Source organism: Alloactinosynnema sp. L-07 (assembly GCF_900070365.1).
Classification (GTDB): domain Bacteria; phylum Actinomycetota; class Actinomycetes; order Mycobacteriales; family Pseudonocardiaceae; genus Actinokineospora.
On the sequence record NZ_LN850107.1, the window covers coordinates 5,489,239 to 5,503,715 of the forward strand.

Genomic DNA, 14,477 nt, shown 5'->3' on the forward strand with positions numbered 1-14,477 from the left:
ACTCCTGTGGTCTGTTAGTTAGCTGGAGCGGTCTAGTCGCTTCGCTGGGACGCCTACCCACGTCTCGCCGTCCGGTACGTCGGACAGCACGGCGGCGCCCATGCCGATGACGGCTTCGGCGCCGACGCGGACGCCCTCGCGGACCATCGACCCGGCCCCGAGGTAGGCGGCCTCGCCGATGGTTACGTTGCCGGACAGCGTGGCCCGGCCAGCGAAGGTGCTGAAGTCGCCGACCGCGTCGTCGTGGGTGAACAGGACCATCGGCATCACGATTACGTGCGCGCCCACGTGCTGCGGCGCGGTGACGACGGCCCCGGCGAGCAGCACGGTGCCCTCGCCGAAGGTGACTCCCGGCGCTATGGACGCGGCGGGGTGGATCAAGGTTGCGTAGCGGTCGGCGGGCAGGCCGAGCTTGCCGACCAGTGTGCGCCGTCCGGCCGGGCGCGTCGACCGCGCGACACACACCAGCACGGCGGCGTCGGGGTGGTCATGCACCAGCGCGGTCGGGCCGAGCACCAGCAGTCCGTCCACTTCGGACCCGTGGCGCTCCGGCGCGTCGTCGACCATGCCGATGGGCTTCCACAATTCGGGCAGCGCCCGCGCGGCGGCGAGCACCTCCCGCGCCAGGCCCCCGGCGCCGACCAGCAGCAGCGGGCGGTTCACGCGCCCGCTCCGCGGATCAGCTCGCGGTGCCAGACCTCAAGCGACAGCAGCGTCCAGAGTCGCGGCTGTTCGTTTCGGGTGCCCGCGTCGTGCTCGCTGAGCAGCTTGCGCACCCCGGCCGGGTCGAGCACGCCCGCCACGAACGACGACGGGCCGGTGAGCAGGTCGTTGGCCATGTCCTTGAGCCCGTCGCGGAACCACGCGTCGAGCGGGACCTTGAAACCGGACTTGGTGCGGTCCACCACGTCGTCGGGCAGGTAGCGGCGCGCGACCTCCTTGACCACCCACTTCGTGGTCCCCTTGCGCACCTTGACCAAGCTGGGCAGCCGGAACGCCAGCTCCACCAGCCGGTGGTCGAGGAACGGCGGCCGCAGCTCCAGCGAGGCCGCCATCGACATCCGGTCGCCGCGCTCCAGCAGGTTGTCGGCCAGCCAGGCGTGCGAGTCGGCGTAGAGCATCCGGCGCAGCGCGTCGCCGCGGCCGCGCTGGTAGGGGCCCAGCGCCGAGCGGGCGGCCGGGCCGCCGAGCAGTGCGGCGCGCTCGCGTTCGGTGAACGGGGCGAACCAGCCGCGCATCCGTTCCCCCGCACTGGGTTCGGCCAGCGCGCGGACGGCGATGCCGAGTTTGGCCTTGGACGCGGGCAGCGCCCGGTCGAGCCGGGGCAGCACCGCCCCGCGCACGGCGGAGGGCACGATCCCGGCCCAGCGGGTGAACGCGGCGTGCCGGTGCTTGGGGTAGCCGCCGAACAGCTCGTCGCTGCCCTCGCCGGACAGCACGACCTTGACCTGCTGCCTGGCCAGCTCGGCCAGCCGGAACACCGCGACGTCGGCGGGCTGCGACAGCGGCGCGTCCCGGTGCCAGCTCAGCTTCGACCACGAGTCCTTGAAGTCCTCGGCGGTGACGATCACCTCGTGGTGCTCGCTGCCGACGATGCCCGCGACCTTGCGCGCCCAGTCCAGCTCGTCGACCCGGGGGTCGCCGAAGCCCGCCGAGAACGTGTGCAGCCCCTCGCCCTGCTTGGCCTTGGCCGTCAGCGCGCAGATCAGGCTGGAGTCGATGCCGCCGGACAGGTACGCCCCGACCGGCACGTCGGCGACCAGCGCGTCCTGGATCGACGCGTCGAGCGCCTCGGCCACCAGCCGCACGGCCTCGTCCGGGGTGACGTCGAGGGGCTCGGCCCGCGTCGGGATCTCCCAGTAGGCGCGCAGCCGGATCTGGCCGTCGCGGCCCAGGGTCAGCCGGTGGCCCTGCGGAAGCTTGCGCACGCCGTCGACCAGGGTGTGCGGCGCGGGTACCGAGCCGTGGGCGAGGTAGTCGTGCAGGCTGGCCTCGTCGACCCCGCGCGCCCCGATCGCCGGGAACAGCGCCTTGATCTCCGAGGCGAACGCGAAGATCTTGTCGTCGGCGTAGTAGTAGAGCGGCAGGATGCCCATCCGGTCGCGCACCAGGTGCAGCTCACCGGAGTCGGCGTCGTGCAGCGCGTAGGCGAACTGGCCGCGCAGCTCCCGCACGCTGTCGATCCCGCTCTTGGCGTAGAGCGCGAGGATGGTCTCGGTGTCGCCGCCGGTCCGGAACGGGTAGTCCACTGTGGACCGGAGCTGGCGGTAGTTGAGGATCTCGCCGTTGAACGCGATGTGCGTGCGCCCGCCGTGACCCGGCATCGGCTGGACCGACGCGCCCAGGTCGATGATCGACAGCCGGGTGTGGGCGAAGCCGACACCGCCATCGGCCCAGGTGCCCGAGTCGTCCGGGCCCCGGTGGTGCAGGCGCTTGGCCATCTCGGCGAGCACACCGGGGTCGACTGGGGACCCGTCGAGGTGCCGCATCCCCGCGATTCCGCACATCGTTAACGCTGCCTCTCGGCCAGGTTCATCAGCTGCCGCGCCCGCGAGTCCCACGACGCGGGCAGCACCGACTCGCGCCGGGCCGCCGCGGTGGACTCGCCGCCGTCGGCCAGGGTCCGCCGGACCGCGTCGATGAAGCCGTCGTGGCCCTTGTCGGCGATTCTGATCCGGTCGGCGTAGTGGTGCACCTCGGGGAAGTCGGTGCTGACCACGGCCAGGCCGAGCGCGAGGTACTCCTTGAGCTTGATCGGGTTGGCGTGCTTGATCCAGTCGTTGTCCAGCCACGGCATCAGCGCCACGTCGAACCCGGTGCCGTAGGCGGGGATCTCGGCGTAGGGGCGGAAGTCGAGCCAGTGCACGTTCGGGTACTTCTCGAACCGCTCCATCGAGATGGTCGCGTCGCCGATGAGCACCAGCGAGCAGTCCGGGAACTCCTGGGCGATGCGTTCGAGCAGGTCGAAGTCGACCAGGTAGTCGTCAAGGCTGCCGAAGAAGCCGATCCTGGGACCGGGGATCGCGGCCAGGTCGGCAGGCAGCTCGGCCCGGCGCTGGAAGTGCTGCAGGTCGACACCGTGGTCGAGGAAGTAGCCGCGCTCGCCGGTGGCGACCGCGTCCTCCTGCTGGAGTTCGCGGCTGACGTAGAGCACGTGGTCGGCGCCCGCGAGCAGCTTGTCCTCCAGCGCCGCGATGGCGACACCGTCGGCCTCGGGGAACGCGGAGTGCCGGTCGGACCGGTTGAACAGCAGGCCCCGGCGCGGCATCGGCTCCACGACGTCCCACGCGGTGGGGATCGTGGCGACCACGACCGGCGCGCGCATTCCAAGAAAGACACAGACCGCGCGCACCTGTGCGCGGACCAGCGTCGCGTTGAGCCTGCGCTGCCACGGCTTGCTGTAGAACGGCAGCGGCAGCGGGGTCATCACGTGGTAGCCGGGCACGTCGGGCAGCGGGCGGCGGACCAGCTTGGCCACGCTGCCCAGCTTGCGCAGGATCCGGCGGGCGAACTGGGTGCTCTTGCCCGGCGTCGGCATCCGCAGGCCGATGCTGTTGACCAGCAGGACCTTGCGGTGCTCGGCGACCCGGGTCATCAGCTGGAAGTCGGAGTGGGCCTGGTTGTGGTACCACCAGTCCTGCGCCGAGAAGCAGACATAGGGCGGGCGGTCACCCGGCTCGCCCAGCGGCTCCGGCCAGCGGCGCAAGGTCAGCAGACCGCGCAGCGCGGCCTTGTGCGTCGCCGATCCGCGCGCCGCGCGGGGCAGGCTGTTGAGCACGACGGCCAGCCACATCAGCACGGCGGCGGCCCGGCCCTGGCGTTCGCGGTGCAGCCGGACCTTGTTGGTGGCCAGCAGCGACCACAGCCGCGGCGACGTCGTCCCCTCGCCGCCGAGGTGCACAGCCTGCGCGGTGGGTTCGTAGCGGACCGCGAAGCCCGCCGCGCCCGCGCGCAGCATGAAGTCGGTTTCCTCGGAGTAGAGCAGGTAGCGCTCCTCCAGCGAACCGGTCACGTCCAGACATTCGCGGGTGACCAGCCAGGCCGCGCCGGTCGCCCAGTCCACGGTCCCGGCGCGCTCGTAGGCCCGGGGGCTGGTGATCGTCTCGCCCAGCTTGAGCCTGCCCGCGCGGTCACCGCCCAGCACGGCCTCGCCGAGCGCGCGGAGCACACTGGGGGTCCGGCGCAGCGAGTGCTGCAACCGACCGTCCACATCGGTCAGTCGCGGCGCGACCACACCGACGCCCGGACCCACGGCGGCGCGCAACGTGGCCACCGATCCCGGGGCGAGACGGATGTCGGCGTTGAGGACCAGCACGTCACAGCCCTCGGCCTGCGCGATGCCCTCGTTGACGCCCGCGGCGAACCCGTCGTTGTCGGTGCGGTGCACGACCTTGACGTCGGGATCGGTCGCGGTGACGACCTCGGTGGTGCCGTCGACGGAGGCGTTGTCGACCACGATCACCCGCGACTCGCCGACGCCCGTCAGGGCGGCCGGGAGCGCTCGCAGACAGTCCGCGATCACCTCGGCGGAGTTGTAGGTGACGATCACGACCGCGATCGGGCGGGTGTTCACGACTTCACCAACTCGATCGCGTCGGCCAGCGCGGAGACGACCAACTGCTGGTCGGCGTCGGTCAGCTCGTGGTGCAGCGGCAGGATCAGCGACCGCCGGGCCAGCAGTTCCGTGCCGGGCAGCGGGCCGTGCGGGTGCCCGGTGTAGGCGGGCTCCAGGTGCGCGGCCATGATCCCCCGCCGCGCGGAGACACCCGCGGCGGCCAGCTTCGACAGCACGTCCACCAGCTCCGGGGCGCCCTCGGGCAGCTCGACCCAGAACGACTGGTAGTTCGTGGTGCCGTGCTCGGGATCGGCGACCGCGCGCAGACCCAGCGGGGCCAGCAGCTCGTGGTACCGGGCGGCCATCGCGCGGCGCTGCTCGACGATGCCGTCGAGCCTGCCGAGCTGAACCAGGCCCATAGCGGCCTGGATGTCGGTCATCCGGTAGTTGAACGCGGTCTCCACATAGGACTCAACGACGGCACCGCCCGCGGCGTGACGGTCGGCGGCCGACATCGACATGCCGTGCTCACGCAGCCTGCGCAGGCGGACGGCCCACTCGGGGTCGTCGGTGGTGACCATGCCGCCCTCACCGGTGGTGAGCAGCTTGCGCGGGTGGAACGACCAGGCCGCGAGCAGCGCGCCCGTGCCCACCGGGGCACCGTCGAGCGTCGAACCGGCGGCACACGCGGCGTCCTCGACCACTGGGATCTCGCCCGCGGCGGCCCGGATCTCCCGGACGTTCGCGGGGACACCTCCCTGGTGCACCAGCATGACGGCCTTGGTGCGCGGGGTGATCGCCGCGGCCACGGTCGCGCCGGTCAGGTTGCCGGTCAGCGGGTCGATGTCGGCGAAGACCGGGGTGGCGCCGCAGTAGCGCACCGCGTTGGCGGTCGCGATGAACGACAGCGACGGCACCACCACCTCGTCGCCCGGCGCGACGCCGAGCAGGTGCAGGCACAGGTGCAGGCCGGTGGTGCAGCTCGACACGGCGACGCCGTGCGCCGCGCCGACCCGCTCGGCGAAGGCCTGCTCGAAAGCGGCCACCCGAGGACCCTGCGCCACCCAGCCGGAGCGCACGGTCTCCGCCACGGCGAGGGCTTCCTCCTCGCCGAGCAGCGGCTTCATGACCGGGATCGCCATCAGACGGAAACCTTCTTCTCGGCGAGCCACCAGTCGACGAGCCCGCGAAGGCCGTCATCCATCGTGATCTCCGGGCGCCAGCCCAGGTCGCGGTCGGCGGCGCTGATGTCGGCCAGCCGCCGGGTCACGCCGTTGACCTTGCGCTCGGGGCCGTGCTCGACGCCGAGCTCGGAGTCCATCGCCGCGAGCAGCGCCTCGGCCAGGCCAAGCAGGCTGGTCTCGTGCGCGCTGGCGATGTTGTAGACCGTGTCGGTCACGTCGGCGCGCGCGGCCAGGATGTTGGCGCGGGCGATGTCGTGCACGTGGACGAAGTCCATCGTCTGCGCGCCGTCGCCGAAGATCAGCGGGGCCTTGCCGTCGACGATGCGCTCCATCCAGCGGATCAGGACCTCGGTGTAGAGGCCGTGCACGTCCATCCGCGGGCCGTAGACGTTGAAGTAGCGCAAGGCCACGTAGTCGAGGTCGCGCATCGACTTGAAGCTGCGCAGCATGCCCTCGTTGAACGCCTTCGCCGCGCCGTAGAACGTGTCGTTGTTGTACGGGTGGTGGCGCTCGTCGGTCGGGAAGGTCTCGGCCAGGCCGTAGACCGACGCCGACGACGACGCGACGACCTTCTTGACGCCCGCGTCGGCCGCCGCCTCGATCACCGTGAACGTGCCGTCGACCAGGCACTCCAGCGCCAACCGGGGCTCCTCGGCGCACTGGGTGATCCGGATGGCGGCCAGGTGGAACACCAGGTCCATGCCCGCGGTCAGCTCGCCGACCAGCGAGCGGTCGTTGATGTCGCCGTCGACCACGCGCAGCCGGTTGCCCGCCGCCGCAGCGGCCTGGGCCAGGTTCTCCTTGCGGCCTCGCACGAAGTTGTCGAGCACGACGATCTCGGCGGCGCCCGCGGCGACGAGCTGGTCGACCACGGCCGAGCCGATGGTCCCGGCCCCGCCGGTCACCAACGCCTTCTGACCCTCGATCGGCTGTGCGGTGGTCATGCGTTGACCCCTTCGGTGAAGTCCGCGCCGAGGACAGGCATGAAGGCGCCGCCCTGGCTGAGGCTGGCCGAGGCCGCCTCAAGGATGGACAGGACCTGCAGGCCGGACCGGCCGTCGGTGAGCGGAGGACGCTTCTCGGTGATCGCGGCGTGGAACTCGGCCATCACCGCGCGCAGCGCTTCCTTCTCCGGCAGCGCCGGGGCGACCATATCGCCGACCCGGTAGGACACGATGGTCTGGGCCCGCTTGTCGTCGCCCAATTCAGCGGCGTCGGTGCGGTCGACGCCGCGGTCGTAGATCGAGAGCCGCTGGGTCGGGTTCAGGTCGTCCCACACGACCGTCCGCGCGGAGCCGCCGATGATCATCGTGCGGATCTTGGTCGGGGACAGCCAGTTCACGTGCACGTGCGCCATCGCGCCGCCGGTGAGCAGGATCGTCAGGTGCGCGACGCACGCGCGGCCCGCGCCGATCGGGTCGGACCCGTGCGCGGCAACCGAGAGCGGCTGCACGCCCTCCGGCAGGATCGACAGGAAGATCGACAGGTCGTGCGGGGCGAGGTCCCACAGCACGTCGACGTCGGGCTGGACCAGACCGAGGTTGATCCGCACCGAGTCCAGGTACTGCACCGAGCCGATGCCGCCGCCCTGCACGAGCTCGCGCAGGTGCGCCACGGCCGGGGTGTAGCAGTAGGTGTGGTCGAGCATCAGCGTCAGACCGCGCTCGTCGGCGGCGTCGACGAGCTGCTTGCCCTCGGCGTAGGTCGCGGCGAGCGGCTTCTCGACGAGGACGTGCTTGCCCGCCTCCAGCGCCGCCATGGCCACCGGCAGGTGGGTCTTGGCGGGGGTGGCGATCGCGACGGCGTCGACAGCCGGGTCGGCCAGCACCTCGTCAAGCGAGTCGGACACCTTGACCGTCGAGTACTCACCGAGGACCCGGCGGGCCCGGTCGGCGTCGAGGTCGCACAGGTATTCCAGGCGCAGACCAGGTGTGGCCTGCGCGTTGCGGACGAGATTCGGCCCCCAGTATCCGGCCCCGATGACGGCTAGCCCGATGGTTCCCACGCTGTAGATCCCCTTTTGGTGTGTCCCGGCCCCCACCGGGTGTCCTTCAGTACGCTCCCTGGCCGCTGAACACGGCCCGGAAGGTCTTCCACAAGATCACCGCGTCGAGCGCGAGTGACCAGTCCTCCACATAACGCAGGTCCAGGCGGACCGAGTCGTCCCACGATAGGTCGCTGCGCCCGCTGACCTGCCACAGCCCGGTCAGCCCCGGCTTCACGAGCAGCCTGCGGCGAACGTCCGGGGCGTACCGCGCGCTCTCCTCCGGCAGCGGCGGCCGCGGCCCGACCAGCGACATCGATCCGGTCAGCACGTTGAACAGCTGCGGCAGCTCGTCGATGGAGTAGCGGCGCAGCGTCGTGCCGACGCGGGTGATGCGCGGGTCCTTGCGCATCTTGAACAGCAGGCCGTTGCCCTCGTTCTTGTCGGCGAGCTGGGCGACCAACTTGTCGGCGTTCTTGACCATCGTGCGGAACTTGATGATCGTGAACTCGCGGCCGTCCTTGCCGACGCGGCGCTGCTTGTAGAACGGCGACCCCGCGTTGTCGATCACGATCGCCGCCGCCACCACCAGCATGAGCGGGGACAGCAGGGTGAGCAGAATGGCCGAGCCGACCTTGTCGACGATGTCCTTGACGACCCGGCGCACCCCGGTGAACGACGGCGCCGAGACGCGCAGCAGCGGCATGCCGAGCACCGCGTCGACGTGCAGCCGCGGACCGGCGACCTCCATCAGCACGGGAGCGACGACCATCTCGGCGCCGCTGCCCTCCAGCTGCCAAGCCAGTTTCTGCAGCCGCTTGGGCGTCCAGTACTGGTCCGGGGTGACCGCGACGATGCGGTAGCCGCCGCGGCGGACGTGGGTGGCCAGGTCGGAGAGCTCGCCGACCACGGACACGCCTTCGAGGTCGCTGTCGAACTCGGCGAGGCCGTCGCGGGTGCAGACCGCGTCGACCCGCCAGCCAAGGTGCGGGGTGGCGCGGGTGCGGCTGATCAGGTCGCGCACGGTCTCCACGCTGCCCGCGGCCATGACCGGCAGCAGGCAGCGACCCTCACGGCGCGCGCGGTGCAGGAACTGCCGCAGCGCGTACCGCATCGGGAAGGCGACCAGCGCGGTCGCCGGGATGACGATGAAGACCCACGGCCGGATCGACTGGATGTCGAAGAGCAGGCCGCCGAGTGCCAGCACGACCGCCGCGGCGGCGATGCCGCGGCCGAGCCTGCGGAACTCCTCGGCGCCTTGGCCGAGCACGGCGAGGTTCCATGACCGGTTGGCCATCAGCGAGCCGAGCAGCACCACGAACGTCGCGCCGCCGATCATGGCCACGCTGGGGCCGGGCACTGTGCTGCCGGAGACCAGGCTGCCGACCACCAGCACCCCGAAGAGCATGGCGAACAGGTCGCCGAGGATCACGCCGGTGCGGTAACGCGGCTCCCACCCGGCGACAGGTGGCTGGCCCGGCTCCCCAGCGGGCAGGACAAGTCCGGGTGTCCGCGCACGACGGACCCGCTCAGGCGCGGGCCATAACGTCGCTCGTCTGCGTGGAAACCCCACTTGGTCACGCATCGTGTATCCCCCGGTTCGGCCGGATCGGGCGTGCACGGGCACAGGGCATCCCCGCGGGCCCTAGTGCGTCTGTTGGAATTGCCTAGGTTGCGCCATCCGTCCGAGCCGCTTTGATCGGACTCTGGCTGCGTTAGCTGATTCGTTTCCCTCCCCGCCGTCGTTACACGGAGGGTTAGTTTCTTGGTAACCCGTTTGACGGCACGGGCCGTTGCCTGGCACCGCGCTACACGCTGCGTAGTACTCAGCGTTGCCTGTTCTTGATACTTTCGCGATCAACTTCGCAGGTCAACGTACTTGCCATGATCTCTTGAGACAGTCCATAGAGGACCTTCTAGCACGTGACTAAGCGTATATCTGGACCATGAACACCGGGCTGACCACGCACTGTCGCGACACCTGGTCCGCCTGGTTGATCGCCACGGTTAGTCCGTTCGATCAAAGCCCGGTTGACTATTCACTAACCACCGTATGGCCTGATTTCATGGCCTGGACCAGGGAATTTTCCCGTCGCGCGACCGCGGACGAGGCCATCTTGCCGATCACCGGGTCAGCCACGGAGCGTGATCAGACTCTGGTTAGTATGGGAAATCCTCACCTTTGTGCGTTGGCCCACACCCGCTCGGCCCGAGGCCATCGAGCCGATCACCGCGGGCGACGAAGCGCCTACCCGAGGGAGTTCACTCTTTCGAGTGAGGGCCGAAAGTCCCGGACAGCGAAACGGACCCCGGAGAAACCCTCTCTCCGGGGCCCGCTCGTCAGGTAAGCACGCGCTTACCGGCCAGTCAGGATCGTGATCACTCCAGCCGTGACAGCCACATCGGCGGCCTGATCGAGAGCTCTGCCACCCAGACCGGTCGGCGCATCATCGATCGACCCGACTGAGACAGAAACGCCCCTCCCGGTCACGGGAGGGGCGTTTGCCTGTTCAACACTGTGGCCAGGGGCGGGGTCGAACCGCCGACCTACCGCTTTTCAGGCGGTCGCTCGTACCAACTGAGCTACCTGGCCATAACGCCGCCACAAACCAAACCGGTGCGACCCCGGTGGGATCCTTTCGATCCCACCGACACCGCACCGCGGATGTAGCTTGCGACCCAGACGGGACTCGAACCCGCGACCTTCGCCGTGACAGGGCGACGCGCTAACCAACTGCGCCACTGGGCCTTGCTTACTGCTGTACTGCTTGTCACTTGTACTGCTGTCACTGCCTAGCTTTACTGCGTACTCCCAACGGGATTCGAACCCGCGCTGCCGCCTTGAAAGGGCGGAGTCCTAGGCCGCTAGACGATGGGAGCCCGACCACCGCTCGGGCGGACCGATCGACTGCGCTTCCAGTGGCCACCGTTTCCGGTCTTCGCTGGGAGCAAGGCATAGCTTAGGGCACACCCCCACTGGTCTCCAAAACGGGTTACCCAAACCGCTCTGACCTGCGCGAACGCCGCCCAACTCGGGCCCAACCGGCGATCAGGAAGGGCGCGGGCCGCGCAACGCGATGGGATCGGCGATCGCGGGAGCTGTCGAGCGACCGCGACAACCGACCCTCGTGCGCGATGTCCATTTCAAAACGGCGTCATCAAACAGGCGGACGCGTCGGGCGTCACGCTCGATCAAGCATGATCACAGACGGTGAATACGGCCGAAGATCCGCGAAATAAACGATCTTCCGAGCTCGTCGTGAATCCGCGATAGGGGTGGCGGCCGCTCCGGAAATTAGCTAGGACCCGCCGCGGAATTCCTTGATCGAAAACGACCGCGGGGTGGCGGCACCCGCCCCGCGGCCGTCGTCGATCGGCTACCTGCGAACCGCGGGCAGCCCGTCGTCGCCGTCGACCAGCCCGAGCATTTCGAGCAGTTCACGGCAGTCCTTGACGTTTGTCGAGCCGCGTGCGACGGCCAGCCTGGCGCGTTGCACCTGATCGTCGGAGACCCGCGCCGACTCACCCGACCGCGGAGCGGGCACGCCGGTCGAGAATTGCCCGGAGGTGCCCAGGCTGTCTTGCTGCAAGAGGAACGACCGCACTTCGAGTGACCCGCTCATAACGCCTCCCCGAATTGTGTTGGCGTGAGGCTATGAGAGAAGTCGCGGCGCTCACAGCCCCCCGCAGAGTGAACCGTGGGCACACTCGGTAGCGGTACGTGATCGATTTACCCAACGCACCCCCAGGTTTGCCAGAGGTTCACCGGCACGTGGGCGGCGAACTCGCCACCCCGTACCCCCTAGGGGTATAGTCGGTGGCGTTCGAACCACCCTTCGAGAGGACCGCACGTGTCAGTTCAGACCGTTTACACCGTCACCGGCATGACTTGCGGCCACTGCGTCAGCTCGGTGACCGAGGAACTGTCGGAGGTCTCCGGCGTCACCGATGTCGCCGTGGTGCTCGAGACCGGCGCGGTCACCGTGACCAGTGCGGACGCGCTGGACCGGGGCCAGATCGAGGCCGCGGTCACCGTTGCGGGCTTCCAGCTCACCGCTTGATCGACCACGCTCGACGGGTCTTTACCGCGTCACTTGTCGCGATGCAATGCGAACTTCAGGTGAACATTTTCCCTCGAATTTTCCCACTCAGCCCCTCCCGCAGGACGAGTGCGCGTGCAACAATCGTGGTGCTGACAAACCCCCGGTCAGCGCCTGTGGAGATCCCCTCCGGCCCCCGCGTTCCTCCCCCTGGCGCGGGGGCCTCTCCATGTCCGCAGGTCAGCGCGGTGCCCGCGGCGAAGGTGGGCAGGTTCACCCGGCCGTGCGGTGTGTCGCCGGTCACAACGCGCGCGGCCTCGCAACCTGTTCGTTATCCTCTTCCGGTGCCATTTCCCTCGTTTGGACGTAGCCGAACCGACCTCAGAGCGGTCGGTACCAACACGGGTCGCCACCGCACCGTGCAGCGCGAGCAGAGCGAGGAGCTGCTGCCCGACGAAGAGCTCGAGTCATACCTGGCGGCCCTGGCCCCGGACGGCGACGCCGAGACCACCGCCTCCGGCAGGCGCTTCGGCGGCGCCGAGGTCTACCAGCTGCGCCTGTCGCTGATGGCCAACGAGCGCCTGCGCGAGCTGGCCGCCTACCGGCAGACCTCCCCCATGGCCCTGGCCCAGGAGTGGGTCATGCAGCGCCTGGAGTGGGAGTCCCAGCAGCTCCAGCGTTCCTGACCGGTTCCCCACCACCCACCACACATCAGCCAACGCGAGAGCCCCCCGGTCGTGGGCGACCGGGGGGCTCTCGCGTGCTTGCGACTACTTACAGCGGGACGACGTTCGTGGCCTGCGGGCCCTTGGTGCCCTGGCCGACCTCGAACTCCACTCGCTGGTTCTCCTCAAGGGACCGGAATCCCTTGGACTGGATCTCCGAGTAGTGCACGAAGACATCGGCGCCACCATCATCCTGCGCGATGAATCCGAAGCCCTTCTCGGCGTTGAACCACTTGACAGTGCCCTGTGCCATAAAACCTGCCTCCATCGCAGGAGCTTAGGGCTGCACCGTGCAGCCCCGGGCCGCCCTCGGGCGGTGTTCCCGCCCATTGCGACGGAAAGCAGCGCGCCCGCGTTCTCGTTCCGCGAGCGTGGAAAGCACGAACACAGAAGCTACGGCCTGCAGGGCAAAGAATATCGAGATGTCGTGGGCCGCACTACGGCCTGACGGGCACCCCGCTAGTCCATGCGGGTGATCTGCTCGGACACGCTCCGAACAGATCCGGTCGCTCTCGGGCCAAGATCACCTCCGGGTTAAATGTGATGCGCGTCACAGGTTTGTCCAGCCAACTATTCCCTCGGCGAAGACGTCGTTAGAGATGTCAGGTTTCGGGGGGAAGGGGAGCGGCGATGGACAGGCGCGGACACTCGGGGAGAAGGTGGCTCCCGGCGGCGCTGCTCGGCGCGGGACTGGTGACGGTCCTGGCTCTGAGCGGCTGCACCACCACCGGCCCGGCCACAGCGGCGTCGGCCAACGGCGGCTCGGTCGGACAGGGGAAGCGGTCGGTCAAGATCACCGCCTCCCCGGAGGGCGACGCCAAGGACGTCGCGCCCGGCGGCCCCATCGCGGTTACCGTCGCCGACGGAACCCTGGAGCAGGTCACGCTGACCAACGCGGAGGGCAAGAAGGTCAAGGGGGAGCTCGCCGCCGACAAGAAGTCGTGGACGGTCGGCGAGGACCTTGGCTACGGCAAGTCCTACACCTGGTCCGGCTCGGCGATCGGCGAGGACGGCAAGACCGCCGAGGTCTCCGGCACCTTCACCACGGTCAAGCCCAAGAGCCAGATCAAGGCCAGCATCAACACCGGCGACAACCAGACCTACGGCGTCGCCATGCCCATCGCGGTCACCTTCGACGCGCCGGTCAAGGACAAGGCCGCCGCTCAGAAGGCGATGAAGGTGGAGACGTCGGTCCCCACCGAGGGTGCCTGGGGCTGGCTGAACGACCGCTCCGCGCACTGGCGGCCCAAGGTGTACTGGGCGGCCAACACGAAGGTCACCGTCACGGCCGACCTGTACGGCGTCGCCATGGGTGGGGGTGCCTACGGCCGCAACGACGTGACCTCCACGTTCACCATCGGCAGGCGCCAGATCGTCCAGGGCAACACCCAGACCCACCGCATGGTCGTGGTCACCGACGCGGGCCAGACCGCGGACTTCCCGGTCAGCTACGGCCTGGAGTCCGACCCCGGCCGCGTCACCAAGAGCGGGACGCACGTGGTGATGAGCAAGCACGCCACGTACTCGATGACGAACCCCAAGTACAACTACTCGAACGTGGTCGTCCCGTGGGCGGTCCGAATCTCCAACAACGGCGAGTTCATCCACGGCTACGCCCCGTCGATCTACGCCCAGGGGAAGCAGAACGTCAGCCACGGCTGCATCAACCTGGCCCCGGCCAATGCCAAGATCTACTACGACACCGTGCTCCCCGGCGACCCGGTGGAGATCACCGGCAGCACCCAGCAACTCGGCGCACAGGACGGCGACTACTACGACTGGGCCCTGACCTGGGAGAAGTGGCAAACCCTCTCAGCCGAATCAGCTTGATCTAAACACCCGAGGCCACCGTCGAAGCCGCAGGACTTCGGCGGTGGCCTCACCATTTCCAAGGCACACCAAACCGCACCCTCCGCCTGAGCAGCATCGGGTGAAACTGGGCGATCACGCTGTGTCTGGGGGGACGACGGCCCCTAAGCTGCTTGGCGT

Annotated in this window: 12 protein-coding genes and 3 tRNA genes; 3 read left to right on the top strand and 12 right to left on the bottom strand. The window is 69.2% G+C overall.

Features of this window, described 5'->3' with window-relative positions; genetic code table 11:
- Positions 1-18: 18 nt before the first annotated feature.
- The 11 genes from BN1701_RS24785 to BN1701_RS24835 all read right to left on the bottom strand — a co-directional run bounded on the left by BN1701_RS24785 (position 19) and on the right by BN1701_RS24835 (position 11,346).
- Complete coding sequence (locus tag BN1701_RS24785; RefSeq protein WP_054052697.1) at positions 19-663, bottom strand: acetyltransferase; 645 nt, start codon at positions 661-663, stop codon at positions 19-21.
- On the bottom strand, positions 660-2,507 hold the full coding sequence (asnB, locus tag BN1701_RS24790; protein WP_054052700.1) for an asparagine synthase (glutamine-hydrolyzing): 1,848 nt from the start codon (positions 2,505-2,507) through the stop codon (positions 660-662). Before asnB ends, BN1701_RS24785 begins: the two co-directional genes overlap by 4 nt.
- A 2-nt stretch (positions 2,508-2,509) precedes the next feature.
- On the bottom strand, positions 2,510-4,573 hold the full coding sequence (locus tag BN1701_RS24795) for a glycosyltransferase (protein WP_054052702.1): 2,064 nt from the start codon (positions 4,571-4,573) through the stop codon (positions 2,510-2,512).
- Positions 4,570-5,697 (bottom strand): DegT/DnrJ/EryC1/StrS aminotransferase family protein, encoded by a 1,128-nt coding sequence (locus BN1701_RS24800; RefSeq protein WP_231949695.1) that lies wholly within the window; start codon positions 5,695-5,697, stop codon positions 4,570-4,572. Before BN1701_RS24800 ends, BN1701_RS24795 begins: the two co-directional genes overlap by 4 nt.
- Entirely contained in the window at positions 5,697-6,683 is a 987-nt protein-coding gene (locus tag BN1701_RS24805) for an SDR family NAD(P)-dependent oxidoreductase (RefSeq protein ID WP_054052704.1), read from the bottom strand. The genes BN1701_RS24800 and BN1701_RS24805 overlap by 1 nt, the downstream gene beginning before the upstream one ends.
- Entirely contained in the window at positions 6,680-7,744 is a 1,065-nt protein-coding gene (locus BN1701_RS24810) for a Gfo/Idh/MocA family protein (RefSeq protein ID WP_054052706.1), read from the bottom strand. Before BN1701_RS24810 ends, BN1701_RS24805 begins: the two co-directional genes overlap by 4 nt.
- Positions 7,745-7,790: 46 nt before the next feature.
- Positions 7,791-9,308: a sugar transferase gene (locus BN1701_RS24815; protein ID WP_082860037.1), complete on the bottom strand. Its 1,518-nt coding sequence runs from the start codon at positions 9,306-9,308 to the stop codon at positions 7,791-7,793.
- 934 nt (positions 9,309-10,242) lie between these two features.
- Positions 10,243-10,316, bottom strand: a tRNA-Phe gene (locus tag BN1701_RS24820).
- Positions 10,317-10,398: 82 nt separating this feature from the next.
- Positions 10,399-10,472 (bottom strand) — tRNA-Asp (locus BN1701_RS24825).
- Positions 10,473-10,530: 58 nt separating this feature from the next.
- Positions 10,531-10,603 (bottom strand) — tRNA-Glu (locus BN1701_RS24830).
- A 497-nt stretch (positions 10,604-11,100) separates the two neighbouring features.
- Entirely contained in the window at positions 11,101-11,346 is a 246-nt protein-coding gene (locus tag BN1701_RS24835) for a hypothetical protein (protein ID WP_054052708.1), read from the bottom strand.
- A 228-nt stretch (positions 11,347-11,574) separates the two neighbouring features.
- Between BN1701_RS24835 and BN1701_RS24840 the strand changes: the two genes are divergently transcribed.
- Together BN1701_RS24840 and BN1701_RS24845 are read left to right on the top strand one after the other, a co-directional pair.
- Positions 11,575-11,784 (top strand): heavy-metal-associated domain-containing protein, encoded by a 210-nt coding sequence (locus BN1701_RS24840; RefSeq protein ID WP_054052709.1) that lies wholly within the window; start codon positions 11,575-11,577, stop codon positions 11,782-11,784.
- A 398-nt stretch (positions 11,785-12,182) separates the two neighbouring features.
- Positions 12,183-12,449 carry a hypothetical protein gene (locus BN1701_RS24845; RefSeq protein ID WP_231949696.1) on the top strand — a complete coding sequence of 89 codons (267 nt, stop codon included), beginning with the start codon at positions 12,183-12,185 and terminating at the stop codon, positions 12,447-12,449.
- An 88-nt stretch (positions 12,450-12,537) separates the two neighbouring features.
- On the opposite strand, the gene BN1701_RS24850 is transcribed toward BN1701_RS24845, so the two are convergent.
- Positions 12,538-12,741: a cold-shock protein gene (locus BN1701_RS24850; protein ID WP_054052713.1), complete on the bottom strand. Its 204-nt coding sequence runs from the start codon at positions 12,739-12,741 to the stop codon at positions 12,538-12,540.
- A 377-nt stretch (positions 12,742-13,118) separates the two neighbouring features.
- Here BN1701_RS24850 and BN1701_RS24855 point away from each other — a divergent pair, with 377 nt between their 5' ends.
- A complete protein-coding gene (locus tag BN1701_RS24855; protein WP_054052715.1) occupies positions 13,119-14,318 on the top strand; it encodes an Ig-like domain-containing protein in 1,200 nt (399 codons plus the stop codon).
- Positions 14,319-14,477 lie beyond the last annotated feature (159 nt).

Bases quoted from the DNA above. Each gene is read 5' to 3' on its own strand.
- asnB (WP_054052700.1), bottom strand. From the start codon at position 2,507: ATGTGCGGAATCGCGGGGATGCGGCACCTCGACGGGTCCCCAGTCGAC.
- BN1701_RS24800 (WP_231949695.1), bottom strand. From the start codon at position 5,697: ATGGCGATCCCGGTCATGAAGCCGCTGCTCGGCGAGGAGGAAGCCCTC.
- BN1701_RS24805 (WP_054052704.1), bottom strand. From the start codon at position 6,683: ATGACCACCGCACAGCCGATCGAGGGTCAGAAGGCGTTGGTGACCGGC.
- BN1701_RS24815 (WP_082860037.1), bottom strand. From the start codon at position 9,308: ATGCGTGACCAAGTGGGGTTTCCACGCAGACGAGCGACGTTATGGCCC.
- BN1701_RS24835 (WP_054052708.1), bottom strand. From the start codon at position 11,346: ATGAGCGGGTCACTCGAAGTGCGGTCGTTCCTCTTGCAGCAAGACAGC.
- BN1701_RS24850 (WP_054052713.1), bottom strand. From the start codon at position 12,741: ATGGCACAGGGCACTGTCAAGTGGTTCAACGCCGAGAAGGGCTTCGGA.
- BN1701_RS24855 (WP_054052715.1), top strand. From the start codon at position 13,119: ATGGACAGGCGCGGACACTCGGGGAGAAGGTGGCTCCCGGCGGCGCTG.